The organism is Rheinheimera muenzenbergensis (assembly GCF_036984005.1).
In the GTDB taxonomy this organism is placed as follows: Bacteria; Pseudomonadota; Gammaproteobacteria; order Enterobacterales; family Alteromonadaceae; genus Alishewanella; species Alishewanella muenzenbergensis.
On record NZ_JALAAR010000002.1, the window covers coordinates 404,794 to 420,523 of the forward strand.

The following is a 15,730-nucleotide window of genomic DNA, read 5'->3' on the forward strand; positions in this document are numbered from 1 at the left end:
CCAAACAGTGCTGCTTATACTGCGCGCAATCGTTAAAGCAGAGGCAGCAATGTTGCAGCAACAAGATGCAGTTTGGTTTTCAAATCAGTTGGTTAGCTGGTATCAGCAGCACGGCCGTAAAACACTGCCATGGCAGCTGAATAAAAGCCCGTATAAAACCTGGCTTAGTGAAGTTATGCTGCAGCAAACCCAGGTCGCCACGGTAATTCCTTATTTTGAGCGCTTTACCAGCCGTTTTGCCGACATAAATGCTTTGGCACAGGCACCGCTGGATGAAGTACTGCATTTATGGACCGGGCTTGGCTACTATGCCCGGGCGCGTAACTTACATAAAGCGGCGCAGGTTATGGCGGCAGATTACCGCGGTGAGTTTCCGTGCCAATTTGACCAGGTGCTGGCTTTGCCTGGCATAGGCCGCTCTACCGCTGGGGCGGTGTTGTCTTTAGCACTGGGCCAGCATTATCCTATTTTAGATGGTAACTGCAAAAGAGTACTGGCCCGCTTTGCCGCGGTATCCGGCTGGCCTGGCGATAAAAAAACAGAGCAGCAGCTGTGGCAGCTGGCTGAGCAAGTTACGCCGAAAAATACCGTAGCAGAATTTAACCAGGCAATGATGGATTTAGGGGCCAGCCTGTGTAGCCGCAGCAAGCCGCGCTGCGCTGAGTGCCCGTTAAAATTAAAGTGCAAAGCGGCCCTGGCAGGTGAGCAGGCGTTGTATCCCGGCAAAAAAGCGAAAAAAGCGCTACCGGAAAAACAAAGCTTCTGGTTGCTGTTACAACACGACGATAAAGTGTTGCTGTCGCAGCGCCCGGCAGCGGGCTTGTGGGGCGGGCTTTATGGTTTTATTGAATTTGCATCCTCTGACGAGCGTGAGCACTACCTGGCACTTAATGCGCTGGATGTTAAAAGCCGTAACGATTTAGCCGGTTTTCGGCATACTTTTAGTCATTTTCATTTGTGGATCCAGCCGCAGCTGGTGCAGCTTAAGCATAAGCCTGACAACGTGCAGGAGCAATCAGCTGCAACTTGGTTTACAATAGAGCGCATTCCACCGGTTGGTTTGTCGGCGCCGGCAAAACAACTGTTTCAGCAGTTATTAGCTGCAAGCACGGGCAACAAGGATAAAGCTATATGAGCCGTAACGTATTTTGTGAATACCTTAATAAAGAAGCCCCAGGGCTGGATTTTCAGCTGTACCCGGGTGATTTAGGCAAAAAGATTTTTAACAGCATCAGTAAAGAAGCTTTTGCTTTATGGCAGGCTAAACAGATTATGCTGATTAATGAAAAAAAGCTGAATATGATGAACCCAGAGCATAGGCAGTTTCTGGAAACCCAAATGGAAGCTTTCTTATTTAAAGGCGAAGACGTTGAGATTGAAGGTTATAAGCCGGTAGAGAAGTAAGCTTAGCTAATCTCTGTGCTGGCTAAGTCGAAGTGGCGGCGCTATAATTCGGATTAGAAAATTTAATCACTGATTTATTCATCTAAGAGATATTATGGCGCGCCGTCTGCCTCCGCTAAATGCATTAAAAGCCTTTGAAACTGCCGCCCGGCATTTAAGTTTTACCAAGGCAGCAGAAGAGATGTACGTTACCCAAGCCGCTATCAGCCATCAGATTAAAGCGCTGGAAGATCATCTTGGCCTTAAACTCTTTATGCGAAAAAACCGCTCTTTGCTGCTTACCGAAGAGGGGCAGAGTTATTTTCTTGATATTAAAGAAATTTTTTTGCAGCTGCATGAATCAACCGAAAAACTACTGGCGCGCGGTGCCAAAGGCTCATTAACGGTAAGCCTGCAGCCCAGCTTCGCGATTCAATGGCTGGTGCCGAGGTTAAACCAGTTTAGCGAGCAACACCCGGATATCGATGTGCGTATTAAAGCAGTAGATTTGGATGAAGGTTCGTTAACGGATGATGTTGATGTGGCTATTTACTATGGCCGCGGCAGTTGGCGTAACTTACATGCCGATAAACTGCATACTGAGTATTTATTGCCGGTATGTTCGCCGCTGCTGTTAAACAGTTCGAAGCCGCTGCAGGAACCTACCGATCTGCAATACCATAATTTATTGCATGATGGCTCACGCCGGGCCTGGAAGGCCTGGTTTACTACGCAAAATTTTAAACATTTTAATGTCAATCAGGGGCCGATATTCAGCCACTCGTCAATGGTGTTGCAGGCGGCCATTCATGGTCAGGGCGTGGCGTTGGCGCATAACGTGCTGGCCAGGCCAGATATTAATTCCGGCCGCTTAATAGTACCGTTTAACCATGTGCTGATATCCAAAGATGCCTATTATTTGGTTTGCCGTGAAAGCCAGACTGAACTGGGTAAAATAACTGCCTTCCGTCAGTGGATGGTTGCTATGGTAGAAGCCGAGCAAGCCGCCTTTGCCGAGCAGCAGTTTACCAATGCGGTGGCACTTGACTGACGTTATTGTTGATACGGCTTATAAGCCCAAAGCGCGTTTGTTGCTGGCGCATGGTGCCGGTGCAGGCGCGCAAAGTGACTTTATGCAGCAATTGGCGCAGCAGTTGGCAGCACTGAATATTGAGGTGAGGCGCTTTAATTTTGCTTATATGCAGCGCTTTATCGACGGCGGCAAGCGCAGCCTGCCGGAAAAAATGCCGTTATTGCAGGCCGAATTCAGCCGGCAAATCGATAAGTGCCCGGCGGATTTACCGCTGTTTATCGGTGGTAAGTCAATGGGCGCTCGGGTCGCCAGCTTAGTAAGTTGCCAGCAAAATGTGCAGGCGGTAGTGGCTTTTGGTTATCCGTTTCATGCGCCGAAAAAACAGCATTGGCGCACTGAGCATTTTGCCAACTTGGCATGTCCGCTGTTTATTGCTCAGGGCGAGCGTGATGCCTTTGGCAATGCGGCTGAGCTGACAGATAAAAGCTGGCCGGCAGTGCAAATTTACTGGCTTGCTGATGGCGACCATGATTTTAAACCCAGAGTTAAAAGCGGCCTGACACAACAACAGTTGATAGCGCAGGCAGCGCAATTTTGCAGCAGGAAAATTGATGAAGTACTTTTGGCACAGCAGTAACAGCCTAACCGCTTTGTATGGCGCAGCCGTAGTGGGGTTAAGTGCGGTAGTGATGCATTTGTGGCAAGGACAGTTAAGTGCTGAAGCTTTGGCCCGCGTATTGAGCGCTTTGGGCATGCTGGCTTTTCATTGTCTGGCGCTTCTGGCGCTGGGCCGGCAACACAGTGAGGCAAAACTGACAAAGCTGGTTGCTGTTGTCTGGCATCTGGGGCTCTGGTGTTTTGTCTGGACTATACTGGCGGGGGTATTTACCTTGCCGTTTTATTATTCACAGTTGGCGCCTATTGGTGGCCAGCTCCTTATAGCTGCCTGGCTGTTGCTTGCGATAAGCGCCTGGCGGCGGAGTTAACATGAAACAACTATTACTGTACTGCCGCGCCGGTTTTGAAAAAGAATGCGCGGCTGAAATTCAGCACAAGGCCGGCCAGTACGATGTGTTTGGTTTTTGTAAGCTCAGTGCCAACAACGCCTTTGTGATCTTTGAAGCTTACGACGCCGACAGTCTGGCACGGTTTTATCGCGACTATCCTTTTGAGCAGTTTATTTTTATCCGCCAGTGGAGCCTGTTACAGGCTGAGTTACTGCAGCTACCGGCTGATGATCGTATAGCGCCGGTAATAGAAGCCTTAGTTGCCGCAGAGCTAAAGGGTTGTGGTGAGCTAAGAGTGGAATACCCGGAAACCAATGAGGGTAAGACACTGTCAACTTTGGCACGTAAATTAACAGTACCACTGCGCCAGTCGTTGCGTCAGGCTGGCGTATTACTGGCAAAAGAGCAAAAGCGCGCTCCGGTGTTGCATTTGTTTTTACTAACAGGTCAGCAGGGCTATGTTGGTTTGTCCTATCCTGAGAATAACAGCCCGCTGGAAAACGGCATTATGCGGCTGAAATTTCCCAACGAAGCACCAAGCCGCAGTACCTTAAAGCTGGAAGAAGCTTTTATTCAGTTTATTCCAAAGCACGAATGGGACAAACGCCTGGGCGGTGGCTTAAATGCCGTTGATTTAGGTGCCTGTCCGGGCGGTTGGACCTATCAGCTGGTGAAACGCAGTATGATGGTTACCGCAATAGATAACGGCCCTATGGCTGAATCGCTGATGGAAACCGGTCAGGTTAAGCATTTAATGGTAGATGGTTTTAAGTTTGAACCGCAAAAGAAAAATGTCTACTGGGTGGTGTGCGACATGATTGAGCAGCCGCAGCGGGTTGCAGAGCGGATGGGCGATTGGCTGATTAATGGCTGGTGTCAGGAGGCAATGTTTAATTTAAAGCTGCCGATGAAAAAACGCTATGAAACCGTAACCGAGATATTAGCCCAGCTGGAGCAGCGCCTGGAAGATGCTGGTATTAAATTCCGTTTACAGGTTAAGCACCTGTACCATGACCGTGAAGAAGTAACAGTACACGTGCAAAACCTGGTATTAAAATTCTAATTTCTACCTGACAAACTCAGTGCTGCTCAGTCAGCGCTGAGTTCAAGCTTGACCCACACCAAACGATGATCAGAGCTGGCACCGCGCGAGCCTACCAGAGGGTAGAGCGGGTCGGCTTTTGCCGGCCAAAACACACCACTATCTTTAATTACAAAGCCAGATGTTGAAGGTAAGACGTAATCTGCGCGCATTCTCCAGCCAGCGGTATGGAAGGGCGCGTTAGGGTTATCTGCTGCATTCTCTGCACCTCCCGCGCTGGCCGGCGGGTTGCTATTGTTGATACGTGGGTGATGATAAAGCGCTCGGATAGCAGTATTTAGCGCATCACCTTCACCATCGGCAGACGCATTCTGGTCTCCCAGCAGTACAAAAGGGCTGTCTGCAGCCAGACCACCTTTACTGCCTTTGTCGTCGTAGATATAACCGGCATTGTCTGGCGTTAAATAATCAACCCAAAAGCGTATTTCATCATGGTTACGAATACCGTTGCGGTTTTCCGGGCCATCAAACACCGGTGGTGTAGGGTGGCTGGCTAACACATGTATGGTATTGCCGTTTACCAGCAACGGAATATCCCAGTGGCTTTTTGATGATAGCGGAAACTGCGCCCAGGCCGCGTCGCTATACCAGGGGCTGCCATCGGCCTTTTTCGTTGGCATAAATCCTGGCATATCTTTCCATTTAAATTGCTGAAAGCTGCGTACTTTAGCTGTGTCTATCGGATATTTTGACAGTAATACCATGCCGTATTGGCCAGGGTAAAAGCCGTAACCCCAGGCATCAGCGCCTATGCCGCTTGCTTTGCCGTCATTGTCCAGGTCAAAACCACTGGGCTGGCCGGTATTTACTGTATTGTAGTAAAAATATGGATAGTCAATTGCCAGCGCATTGCCCTGAGCTTTGTTTAGATAGTTGCGGATAAAAGCTTTAATACCGTGTTCCGGGTTGGCAATATAGTCAAATTCATTTAACAGCAGCACATCAGGGCGCACCAGCTGAATAATATGGGCAATATTTTTAATTTGCGGTTGGCTGTCGGTTTTAAGCAATTCTGCCAGCACTGTGCCATCGCCGGCTTCGCCGTGTGGCAAATAGTTTTGCGCTTCCATACTGACATTAAAGGTGGCAAAGGTAAGCTCGGTAGCATGCATATCTGGCGAACCTCCAAGGCTTAAAGCGGCGCTGAATACTGAGATGGTAAATAATTTTTTCATTCAATTTGCGGGTTTAAGTTAGACCGGCACTTAGCATATAGGCTAAGCCGTGTGAAAAGCCAGCCTGCAGCTGAAAATTCATAAATTGTCATTTTATGAGCAAAATTCAGCTACATAGTGCGCATCTCCGACCAGCTATGTTACACTTATGTGGCAACCGCCTACGACAACAAGAGGAATAAAAAGTTCCCGTAACTTGGATTGGCGTAAGAAAAATGTAATATAAAATAGTTAACCTTATCTCCCAAATTGAACACACATAAGTATTCAAATGGATTTAGATAACAACCTACAACTACCAGGTGAAAAACGATATGAAAATTAAAAGTATAGCTCTTGCGGTAACGCTCGCCCTAGGCGTAAGCAATATCGCTTTGGCACAAGAAACCTCATCAGCTGTGCGTGGTGTCGTTACCACTGAAGCCGGTACTACAGTTACAAATGCGACAGTAAGAATTACAGATAAACGTAACGGTACTACCAGAACATTAACTACTAATGAAACAGGTACCTTTTCTGCGCGCGGTTTACAAGTAGGTGGCCCATATTTATTGACTGTTGTTGGTCCGGAAGGCCGCACTGAAACTATTGACAACGTTTTTCTTACCTTAGGTGATACTCAAAACCTTAACGTTGTTATTCAGCAGCCTGATGTTGAGCGCATTGCTGTAACAGGATCTTCAATCAGCAATTCTGCTTATGGCAGTAAGAGCCCGGTAGCTAACTTTAGTTTATCTGACCTTCAAACTATTCCGTCCGTTAACAGAGATATCTCTGATGTGGTAGCTGCTGATCCGCGTATCTACATCGATGCCGGTTTTGCCCGTGGTATTCAGTGTAACGGTGCTAACCCACGTTTTAACAGCCTGACAGTTGATGGCGTTAAAATGAATGATAACTTCGGCTTAAACAACAATGGTTATCCTACAGAGCGTATGCCGTTCTCTTACGATGCGCTGGAGCAGGTTTCTGTAGAGTTTGCCCCCTTTGATGTTAAATACGGTGGTTTTACTGCCTGTAACATTAATGCTGTAACTAAGTCAGGTACCAATGAATTAAAAGGCACAGTATTTTTTGACTACACCAATCAGGATATGGTTGGTGATGAGTTGGAAGGTATGAAAATTGACCGTGATGATTTTAATAAAAAGAACTACGGTTTAAACGTTGGTGGTGCTTTAGTAGAAGACAAATTATTCTGGTTTGCAGCCTACGAAAAATACGAAGGTGCAGACAACTTCAGTCGCGGTCCGCAGGATGCAAACGTTGGTACTCCAGTTTCAGGGTTGAACCAAGCGGACATCGACCGTATAGCACAAATTGCCCGCGATGTTTATGGCTATGAAGTAGGTTCACCAATAACTTCATCACCAGTTGAAGATGAAAAGCTACTGGTTAAGTTGGATTGGTATATCAATGATATGCACCGTGCTGCACTGACATATAATTATAACGATGGTGGTTCGGTGCGGGAGTCAGATACGTTCTCTGGTGCCTATGAATTCTCTGACCACTATTATGACCGGGGTGCTGAGTTCACTTCTTATGTTGCCCAGTTTTTCTCTGACTGGACCGATAATTTCTCAACAGAAGTCCGCGCAGGTTATTCCGAGTTAGACAATCGTCAGCAAAACATTGGCCCTGGTGGTTTAGGTGAAGTGCAAATACGTGTTAATGGCGCCACAGTGTTCTTAGGTGTTGATGACTCACGTCAGTCAAATAAACTTAGCTACGACACAACCTTTTTAAAACTTGCTGGTACCTATTCTGTTGGTGATCACCTAATTTATGCTGGTTATGAATTTGAAGAATACAATGTATTCAACATGTTCGTACAACATTCCATTGGTGAGTATCGTTTCAATAACATTGATGCTTTTGAAGCTGGTCAACCAGCACGTATATACTACGGTAGCGGTGCAGGGACTAATGACCCTACTAACGCAGCCGCGAGCTTCGGTTATGAAAACCATACGCTTTATGCTCAGGATGAGTACTATATCTACGATATGGATATGACTGTGACTTTTGGTTTGCGTTATGACTGGTACAGCAGCAGTGATAAACCACGCGTTAACCAAAACTTCGTAAATCGTTACGGCTTTGCTAATGATGCAACCTTTGATGGCGAAGGCTTAATTCAACCACGTTTAGGTATTAACTGGAACGTAAACGATGAGTTAGAGCTGCGCGGCGGTATTGGCTTGTATTCAGGCGGTAATCCTAACGTATGGTTAGCAAACGGCTACCAAAACGATGGTATTACACAAATCCAGATTGAAGACCGTTCACCTGCTAACGTGTTGAATACACCGTTAAGTGGTGCTGGTCGTCCACTGTATGATATTCCACAGAAGTATTTTGACCAGGTAGCTGGCGCTACAGGTGATAGTGCCGTTAATGCGGTAGACCCATCCTTCAAACTCCCAAGTGAGTGGAAATACGCCTTCGGTGGTACTTACTCCTTTGAATCTGGCTATATTGTGATGGCCGATTTGATGTATTCAGTTGGGCAGAACCAGTCTATTGTAAAAGACTTAGCGTTAGAGCAAGTTGATACGTTATTCGATGGTCGCCCGGTATATGAGCGTGTAGGTGGTCGCAGTGGTGAATACTTACTAACTAACGCATCTGAAGATGCTAAAACGTTATCTTTCAGTACCTCTGTATCGAAGGATTTCGATAATGGTCTGAAAATGCAGTTGGCCTACGCTTATATTGATGCAGAAGACTCAAACCCTATGGGTAGTTCGGTAGCAGGTTCTAACTTTGGTAACTATGCCCGCTCTGATTTAAATGATCCGCGTCCTGCAACTTCTAACTATGAAACGCCGCACCGTTTCACCTTCCGTGCTACTTATAAGCACGAGTTTGTAGATGGTTATGAAACGACCATTGCTTTGCTAGGTTCGCACAACAAAGGCCGCCCTTATAGCTACACCTTTGGGGGTAATATTGCAGGTGATACCTCTTCTGATCGCCAGTTACTGTATGTACCAACTGGTGCTGATGATCCAAACGTAGTTTGGGGTGCAAATGACGACGGTGTACCGTTTAATCAAGATGCATTCTTTACATTTGTTGATGCTGAAGGTCTACCGCGTGGTCAAATTGTTGAACGTAACGCAGATTATTCTGACTGGTGGACTAAGTTTGACTTACGTATCACTCAGGATTTGCCTGGCTTCGTACAAGGACACAAAGCTAAAGCATTCTTTGTAATTGATAACTTAACCAACTTACTGAACGATGACTGGGGCGTAATGTACGAAGCCGGTTTCCCGCAAACTGTATCCGTAGTTGATGCAACTGTTAACGCAAATGGTCAGTATGAGTTTAATGAATTCACCAGTTCTAATCCGCAGGCGCGTGTTGCTAACCCGTCTTACTGGAGCATGAAAATTGGTGTTGAATACCGCTTCTAATGTTTTTAGTTAAAACGTAATTAAAATGCCCGCTTAATGCGGGCATTTTTTTATTTCTTAATACCCGGTTTTTAGCGATAATTACCGGCTAATTTTGCCAAAGTGAATTACTCCGTGGGAAAAAACACTATTATCGCTATTGCTGGTGCTTCGGCATCAGGTAAAAGCCTTTTCGCCTCAACGGTATACCAGGAGCTGGTAGCTGAATTGGGCGGTGAACGTATTGCTATTTTATCCGAAGATGCGTATTACCGTGATCAGAGCCATTTATCGTTTGAGCAGCGTACTTTAACAAACTACGACCATCCTGCTGCGTTTGAGCATGAACTATTGGCCGCACATTTGCGCGCACTGCGTAGCGGTAAAGCCATTCAAATGCCGCAGTACAGCTATAAAAACCATACCCGTACTGACGAAACCATTAGGGTGCAACCGGCCAAAGTGATATTGGTAGAAGGCATTTTACTGCTGACTGATGAACAGTTGCGCGAGCAGTTTGATATTACGGTATTTATGGATACGCCGCTTGATGTATGTTTGTTACGGCGTATTAAGCGCGATTTAGAAGACCGGGGGCGTAGTTTAACTTCAGTAACAGAGCAGTATGAAAACTCGGTTAGACCAGCGTTTTTCGAGTTTATTGCGCCTTCTAAACAATATGCTGATCTGGTGGTTACCCGTGGCGGTAAAAATCAGATTGCTATCGATATAATAAAAGCAAAAATTCGCCAACTACTGGCAGAATAATAACAATCAGGGAACTAAGTATGATGGGATTAGTGGGCATTTTTGCCCTGTTACTGGTGGCTTATGTTGCTTCAGCCAATCGCAGCCGGATAAATTGGCGTACCGTAGGCGGCGCTTTTGCCATTCAATTAGCGATCGGCGCTTTTGTACTTTATGTGCCTGTAGGTCAGGAAGTGTTGTACAGCATTTCTACCTTTGTCGCTGACATTATCAGTTATGCCACCTCCGGTATTGAGTTCCTGTTTGGTGATATTGGCCGTAAATCGCAGGGTTTTATTTTTGCCATTCATGTACTGACGATTATTATTTTCTTCTCGTCATTAATTGCCGTGCTGTACCACATAGGCGTGATGACCTGGATCATCCGCATTATTGGCGGCGGCTTGCAAAAATTACTCGGCACCAGCCGGCCTGAATCTATGTCGGCGGCAGCCAATATCTTTGTTGGCCAGACCGAAGCGCCGTTAATAGTGCGGCCCTTTATTCCAACGATGACCCGCTCTGAATTATTTGCTGTTATGGTGGGTGGCCTGGCATCAGTAGCAGGTTCAGTACTGGCAGGCTATGCTGGCTTAGGTATTGAGTTGAAATACCTGATTGCGGCCAGTTTTATGGCTGCCCCCGGCGGCTTTTTAATGGCCAAATTGATACTGCCGGAAACAGAACAGCCAAAGAATGAGTTAAACGAGATCAAGGCCGATACTCAGCATACCAACCTGATTGATGCTGCTGCAGCCGGGGCATCCAGTGGTATGCAACTGGCATTAAATGTTGGCGCCATGCTGTTGGCCTTTGTTGGTTTAATCGCGTTGGTTAACGGTGCTATTGGCGGTATTGCCGGCTGGTTTGGCGTTGAAGGCTTAACACTACAGGTCATTTTCGGTTATGTGTTCCAGCCACTGGCCTTTATTTTGGGTGTGTCCTGGGACGAAGCCCGTCTGGCGGGTAGTTTTATTGGTCAGAAGCTGGTTATTAATGAGTTTGTCGCATACCTCGACTTTGTGCAGGTGAAAGAGCAGTTAAGCGCTCATACTCAGGTGATAGTGACTATCGCGCTGTGTGGTTTTGCTAACTTCTCTTCCATTGCTATTTTATTAGGTGGCTTGGGTGGTATGGCGCCAAGTCGCCGGGCTGATATTGCCGAGCTGGGTTTAAAAGCCTTGCTTGCTGCAACATTAGCTAACTTGATGAGCGCTGCTATTGCAGGGTTCTTTTTTTCTTTAGGCTAAAAAACAGGTCTTTTATATGACACAGCAAGTTCCAACGTTAGATATAAGACGGTTTGCCACCGACAAAGATAACTTTGTTGCCGAAATTGGCAAGGCCTACACTGAGTTTGGATTCTGCGGCATTAGCGGCCATGGTATTCCGGATGAAGTGGTAGCAAATACTTACACAGCAATTAAACAGTTTTTTGCTTTACCCAATGAAGTTAAAGCTAAGTACCACAAGCCAGGGCAGGGCGGTGCGCGCGGTTATACCGCTGTTGGCGTAGAAAAAGCTAAAGACTCTAATCATCCGGATTTAAAAGAGTTCTGGCATGTTGGTCGTGAACTTACAGGCCCTGCACCGCATCCCAGTTTGTATCCTAATGTTTGGCCAACTGAGGTAGAGGGTTTTAAGCTGGCAACCTATGCTCTGTATAGCGAACTGGAGAAACTGGGTAATACAGTGTTAGAAGCTCTGGCGTTGTTCTTAGGCCAGGAGCAAAGTTACTTTGCCGACAAAGTCAATTACGGTAACTCTATATTACGGCCGATTCATTATCCGCCGATTAAAGATACCAGCACCCAGTCTATCCGCGCTGGTCAGCATGAAGATATAAACCTTATCACTCTGCTGGTGGGTTCAAATGAAGCAGGCCTGGAGATTTTGCGCCGCGATGGCAGCTGGCTGCCGGTCACCACTATTGAGGGGACTATAGTGGTGAATATCGGTGATATGTTACAACGGCTAACTAATCATGTATTGCCATCGACGACGCACCGGGTGGTTAATCCGGCTGGTGCTGCTGCGGGTGAGCCTCGCTATTCAATTCCGTTCTTTATGCACCCGAACCCGGATTACGTAATAAAGACGCTGGAAACGTGTATTAGCGCTGAAAGACCCAATCGTTATCCTGAGCCGATTAACTCTAACGACTACTTAATGCAGCGTTTAGAAGAGATTGGCTTACTGAAAAAGGCGAAATACTAAGCATCTTGCTTAGTATTTGCCCGAACGATGCAAAACGGATGAAAATGTGCAGTTTGCTAGTTGACTGCTTTTTTAAAGTCGCTATACTGCACGCCATGTTAACGCGGTAGCGAAGACATAACGCAGATGTGGTGGAATTGGTAGACACGCAAGCTTCAGGTGTTTGTGCCCACAAGGCGTGAGAGTTCGAGTCTCTCCATCTGCACCAAATCAACCGGCCCAGGCCGGTTTTTTTGTTTTTATCATCCCTGATAAAAACCTGCTGCGCAGGCCAGCGAAAGCTGTCCAAAAATGTTCCGGACATTTTTGTGTCCCCCCAGACTTACCGTTTTAGTTCGATACGACGGATAAAGTCTTCTACCAGCATGTCATACAGTTTATTACCCAGATATAAATCCTCTACGCCATCATCAATATTCGGGTTGTCATTAACTTCGATAACGTAAACCTTTTCGCCGTCTTGTTTAATGTCTACACCATACAAGCTGTCACCGATAGGGGTGCAGGCGCGGATAGCAGCATCCAGTACATGTGCCGGCACTTCTGCAATAGCACAGGTGCTAAAACCACCACTTTCAGTTTTTGCCTTGCCATGCTTATAAATTTGCCAGTGATTGCGCGCCATAAAATACTTACAGGCAAAAATAGCCATACCGTTTAGCACACCTATACGCCAATCATATTCAGTAAAGGTATAGCGCTGTGCCAGAATAATCGCGCTTTGCTCAAACAGAGCACTCAGTTGTGAGCGCAGCTCGGTCAGGGTTTTCACTTTCACTACGCCGCGGGAAAAGCTGCCATCAGGAATTTTCAGTACCAATGGTAAGCCGAGCGTATCGGCAGCACGCTCCAGGTTATCTTCATCTTGTTTAAATAACATAATGCCATCCGGCATCGGTACCTTGTGTTGTTCAAACAGGGTTTGCAGGTACACTTTATTACCGCAGCGCAATATCGAGTTAGGGTCGTCAATCACAGCCAGGCCTTCGCGCTCGGCCTTTAATGCCATATGAAAAGTATGATGGTTTACTCCGGTCGTTTCGCGAATAAACAAACCATCGAATTCTGCCAACCGGTGAATGTCTTTGGCGCCAATCTGCTCGGTGTCCATGGCGGCTTTTCTGGCCGCTTTGCTAAACAGCTCTAATGATTTGGGTGTGCAAGGGGGAAACTTTTCTTTTGGATCTACCAATACAGCTAAATCGTACTTATATTTGCGGTTAGTCGGTTCTACCCGCCAGATCTTGTGGCTGTAACGCTCTAATGTATTGCCAAACAAGCTCTGCTCTTGTTCGTCTAATTTATGTACGCTGCCAATTTTTAACGTTTTCACCTGCCAGCTGGCTTTTTTTTGTAATTCAACACGCAGTATTGGTACCGGAAAGGCTTCAAATAGATAGCTGGCGACTTTTTTCAGTGCTTTATGTTCGGTTTCACCAAAGTAAATATTAAAAACAAGCTGTGTGCTGGATTCATCGACTAAGGCTTTGTTGAGTTGATTTAAGATGGTACCGGGAATTTCTTCCGCTATATCAGCAATTTCATGGCGGTTAAATTTATTAAAGGCTCGGACAGAGGGCACTACATGGTGGCCGCGCGCTTCTGCCAGCAAAGAGCAGTAATAGCCACTGCCGAGATATTGCGCCTGGCGGCATAGGTTAATTACCCGGGTACGTTGTTTATTTTTGGCCGACCATTTTAGATAGGCCGGTAATGTCATTACGCCATCATACTGATGAAAAGGTGCCCAGTCCTGAGCTTTGTCGACGACGATAATAAGTTTGGCCATTGCCACTCCTATAGTTTTATTAAAGCATGTCGTGGTGTGACAAAAAAAGACAGCGAAGAAATCTGCACTACAACATTTAAATTTCTTGTTGGCTTTTCATTTGTTTAGCTGTTGTTATCCTAAACTTAGTTAAAAATCTGCTAAAGGCAATAAAGAGTGTAGTTATGGCATTAACCGCAGTCCCCGCTATGTTATCGATCCGAAATGCCAGTTTGTCTGATACGGCGAACTTAGTGGCATTAGAACAGAAATGTTTTACTGCGGATCGCATTAGCATGCGCAGCTTTAAGCGATTTATCACCGAAAAACGCAGCGACTTGCTGTTGGTCGAGCGGGCTGAACAGGTGGTTGGATACTTTCTACTTATATATAGGCGAGGCACCAGCCTGGCGCGGCTGTATTCTCTGGCGGTAGATCCCGCTTGCCGCAAACAGGGTATAGCAGAATTTATGCTGCAACATGCTGAACAAGTCGCGGCTAAGCGACGTTGTGTTTTGCTGCGCCTGGAAGTGCGTTACGATAATGCCGCAGCTATCCGTTTATATCAGAAACTTAATTATCATGAATTTGCCGTTAAACACGACTTTTACGAAGATCATTCTGATGCTATCTGTATGCAGAAACAGATCATCCAGTTTGATACCGACTCAGTACAGCGGCAAGTACCTTATATAGCACAAACCACCCCTTTTACCTGTGGGCCCGCTTGCCTGTTAATGGCGTTTAATTACTTTGAGCCAGGTAAATATGACCCGGTATCACTGGAAATTGATATCTGGCGCGAGGCCACTACTATCTTTATGACATCTGGCCATGGCGGCTGTGGCCCTAGGGGCTTAGCACTGGCTGCGCATAGCAGGGGGTTTGCGGTCGAAATCTACCTTAATAAAGAAGGACCGCTGTTTACTGACTCAGTACGCAGTGAGGTAAAAAAGGCCATTTTGCAGCGGGTACACGATTCGTACCGCTATAAAGTGGAGCAAAGTGGCATAGTACTACATCGCGCAGAACCTGGTATTAGTAAGATTAAACAGATTCTGCAGGATGGAGCTTTATTGCTTGCGCTAATCAGCACCTGGCAGTTTGATAAAAGCAAAGCTCCACATTGGGTGGTGGTTTGTGCGGTGGATGAGCACTTTGTCTATATTAACGATCCCGATACTGACGACATCCCTTGGTTGTCTGCAACTGAACGGCAGTATATTCCGGTTGAACATAGTGTGTTTATCAAAGCTTTTAGCTATGGCAAAAACCGCCTTAAAGCTGCTGTAGCTATTCGAACAGCTGAAAATTAGCATGTTTTGCTCGCTTTTATAGCGCTTTGTGCAATTTTTCTGCTAACGATCTTAAAAACACAAGTTTTCTTAAATAACCGCTTGCGCCTGTTTAAAAACGCCCTATAATGCGCGCCATGCCACGGGGCGCTGCACTTAGCAGGCTTCGGGTGATGAAAACTGAGTTGCAAAAATCTTTTAAAAAGACGCTTGACACGAAAGTTTAAATCACTAAAATGGCGCCCTCGCTTCACGGTGGTGGTAAACACGGTGAAACGAGATAAAAAGTCCGGTGTGATGAGTGTTTTAGAAAATAGAATTCTCCTCACGCTTGACTTAAAAACTGGGAAGTGTAACATACGCCTCCCGCTTCTAAGCGAAGCACGCTCTTTAACAATTAGCAATCAATCATCTGAGTGGGCACTTACGATGGATTTTGGCAACGAAATTTAATCGGTTGAGTGACTACTACAGAAATGTTTTAAGTCAGTAAGACTGAGCGTCACTTCGGTGACAAAAAACTTTAATTGAAGAGTTTGATCATGGCTCAGATTGAACGCTGGCGGCAGGCCTAACACATGCAAGTCGAGCGGGGTTTT

General features: G+C 46.2%; 13 protein-coding genes, 1 tRNA gene and 1 rRNA gene. 13 read left to right on the forward strand and 2 right to left on the reverse strand.

The annotated features are described in order from the left end of the window. Positions 1-49 precede the first annotated feature (49 nt). The 6 genes from mutY to rlmM all read left to right on the forward strand — a co-directional run bounded on the left by mutY (position 50) and on the right by rlmM (position 4,486). The gene (mutY, locus tag MN202_RS04030; protein WP_335734798.1) at positions 50-1,135 is read left to right on the forward strand and encodes an A/G-specific adenine glycosylase; all 1,086 of its coding nucleotides are present in this window, start codon (positions 50-52) and stop codon (positions 1,133-1,135) included. Next, positions 1,132-1,404 (forward strand): oxidative damage protection protein, encoded by a 273-nt coding sequence (locus tag MN202_RS04035; RefSeq protein ID WP_335734799.1) that lies wholly within the window; start codon positions 1,132-1,134, stop codon positions 1,402-1,404. The genes mutY and MN202_RS04035 overlap by 4 nt, the downstream gene beginning before the upstream one ends. Positions 1,405-1,498: 94 nt before the next feature. Continuing rightward, a complete protein-coding gene (locus MN202_RS04040; RefSeq protein ID WP_335734800.1) occupies positions 1,499-2,434 on the forward strand; it encodes a transcriptional regulator GcvA in 936 nt (311 codons plus the stop codon). After that, positions 2,415-3,053, forward strand: coding sequence for an alpha/beta family hydrolase (locus MN202_RS04045; RefSeq protein ID WP_335734801.1), 639 nt, complete (start codon positions 2,415-2,417; stop codon positions 3,051-3,053). Before MN202_RS04040 ends, MN202_RS04045 begins: the two co-directional genes overlap by 20 nt. Beyond that, positions 3,028-3,402, forward strand: a complete 375-nt coding sequence (locus MN202_RS04050; protein WP_335734802.1) for a DUF423 domain-containing protein — start codon at positions 3,028-3,030, stop codon at positions 3,400-3,402. Before MN202_RS04045 ends, MN202_RS04050 begins: the two co-directional genes overlap by 26 nt. A gap of 1 nt (position 3,403) precedes the next feature. Beyond that, positions 3,404-4,486 carry a 23S rRNA (cytidine(2498)-2'-O)-methyltransferase RlmM gene (gene rlmM / locus MN202_RS04055; protein WP_335734803.1) on the forward strand — a complete coding sequence of 361 codons (1,083 nt, stop codon included), beginning with the start codon at positions 3,404-3,406 and terminating at the stop codon, positions 4,484-4,486. A 26-nt stretch (positions 4,487-4,512) separates the two neighbouring features. On the opposite strand, the gene MN202_RS04060 is transcribed toward rlmM, so the two are convergent. Next, the gene (locus tag MN202_RS04060; protein ID WP_335734804.1) at positions 4,513-5,700 is read right to left on the reverse strand and encodes an endonuclease/exonuclease/phosphatase family protein; all 1,188 of its coding nucleotides are present in this window, start codon (positions 5,698-5,700) and stop codon (positions 4,513-4,515) included. A gap of 314 nt (positions 5,701-6,014) precedes the next feature. On the opposite strand from MN202_RS04060, the gene MN202_RS04065 reads away from it, so the two are divergent. The 5 genes from MN202_RS04065 to MN202_RS04085 all read left to right on the forward strand — a co-directional run bounded on the left by MN202_RS04065 (position 6,015) and on the right by MN202_RS04085 (position 12,276). Beyond that, on the forward strand, positions 6,015-9,125 hold the full coding sequence (locus MN202_RS04065) for a TonB-dependent receptor (RefSeq protein WP_335734805.1): 3,111 nt from the start codon (positions 6,015-6,017) through the stop codon (positions 9,123-9,125). Positions 9,126-9,239: 114 nt separating this feature from the next. Then, the gene (gene udk / locus MN202_RS04070) at positions 9,240-9,872 is read left to right on the forward strand and encodes a uridine kinase (RefSeq protein WP_335734806.1); all 633 of its coding nucleotides are present in this window, start codon (positions 9,240-9,242) and stop codon (positions 9,870-9,872) included. Positions 9,873-9,892: 20 nt separating this feature from the next. Continuing rightward, positions 9,893-11,101: a NupC/NupG family nucleoside CNT transporter gene (locus MN202_RS04075; RefSeq protein WP_335734807.1), complete on the forward strand. Its 1,209-nt coding sequence runs from the start codon at positions 9,893-9,895 to the stop codon at positions 11,099-11,101. Positions 11,102-11,117: 16 nt separating this feature from the next. After that, complete coding sequence (locus MN202_RS04080; RefSeq protein ID WP_335734808.1) at positions 11,118-12,068, forward strand: isopenicillin N synthase family dioxygenase; 951 nt, start codon at positions 11,118-11,120, stop codon at positions 12,066-12,068. Between the two features lie 122 nt (positions 12,069-12,190). Beyond that, positions 12,191-12,276 (forward strand) — tRNA-Leu (locus tag MN202_RS04085). Positions 12,277-12,390: 114 nt separating this feature from the next. Here MN202_RS04085 and MN202_RS04090 read toward each other — a convergent pair. Then, on the reverse strand, positions 12,391-13,857 hold the full coding sequence (locus MN202_RS04090) for a RimK family protein (protein WP_335734809.1): 1,467 nt from the start codon (positions 13,855-13,857) through the stop codon (positions 12,391-12,393). Positions 13,858-14,021: 164 nt separating this feature from the next. On the opposite strand from MN202_RS04090, the gene MN202_RS04095 reads away from it, so the two are divergent. Continuing rightward, the gene (locus MN202_RS04095) at positions 14,022-15,152 is read left to right on the forward strand and encodes a GNAT family N-acetyltransferase/peptidase C39 family protein (protein WP_335734810.1); all 1,131 of its coding nucleotides are present in this window, start codon (positions 14,022-14,024) and stop codon (positions 15,150-15,152) included. A gap of 503 nt (positions 15,153-15,655) precedes the next feature. Next, positions 15,656-15,730: ribosomal RNA gene (locus tag MN202_RS04100) — 16S ribosomal RNA — on the forward strand; the annotation flags it as partial.

Excerpts from the sequence above, each read along its gene's own strand:
- mutY (WP_335734798.1), top strand. The coding sequence starts at position 50 with ATGTTGCAGCAACAAGATGCAGTTTGGTTTTCAAATCAGTTGGTTAGC.
- MN202_RS04035 (WP_335734799.1), top strand. The coding sequence starts at position 1,132 with ATGAGCCGTAACGTATTTTGTGAATACCTTAATAAAGAAGCCCCAGGG.
- MN202_RS04040 (WP_335734800.1), top strand. The coding sequence starts at position 1,499 with ATGGCGCGCCGTCTGCCTCCGCTAAATGCATTAAAAGCCTTTGAAACT.
- MN202_RS04045 (WP_335734801.1), top strand. The coding sequence starts at position 2,415 with ATGCGGTGGCACTTGACTGACGTTATTGTTGATACGGCTTATAAGCCC.
- MN202_RS04050 (WP_335734802.1), top strand. The coding sequence starts at position 3,028 with ATGAAGTACTTTTGGCACAGCAGTAACAGCCTAACCGCTTTGTATGGC.
- rlmM (WP_335734803.1), top strand. The coding sequence starts at position 3,404 with ATGAAACAACTATTACTGTACTGCCGCGCCGGTTTTGAAAAAGAATGC.
- MN202_RS04060 (WP_335734804.1), bottom strand. The coding sequence starts at position 5,700 with ATGAAAAAATTATTTACCATCTCAGTATTCAGCGCCGCTTTAAGCCTT.
- MN202_RS04065 (WP_335734805.1), top strand. The coding sequence starts at position 6,015 with ATGAAAATTAAAAGTATAGCTCTTGCGGTAACGCTCGCCCTAGGCGTA.
- MN202_RS04075 (WP_335734807.1), top strand. The coding sequence starts at position 9,893 with ATGATGGGATTAGTGGGCATTTTTGCCCTGTTACTGGTGGCTTATGTT.
- MN202_RS04080 (WP_335734808.1), top strand. The coding sequence starts at position 11,118 with ATGACACAGCAAGTTCCAACGTTAGATATAAGACGGTTTGCCACCGAC.
- MN202_RS04090 (WP_335734809.1), bottom strand. The coding sequence starts at position 13,857 with ATGGCCAAACTTATTATCGTCGTCGACAAAGCTCAGGACTGGGCACCT.
- MN202_RS04095 (WP_335734810.1), top strand. The coding sequence starts at position 14,022 with ATGGCATTAACCGCAGTCCCCGCTATGTTATCGATCCGAAATGCCAGT.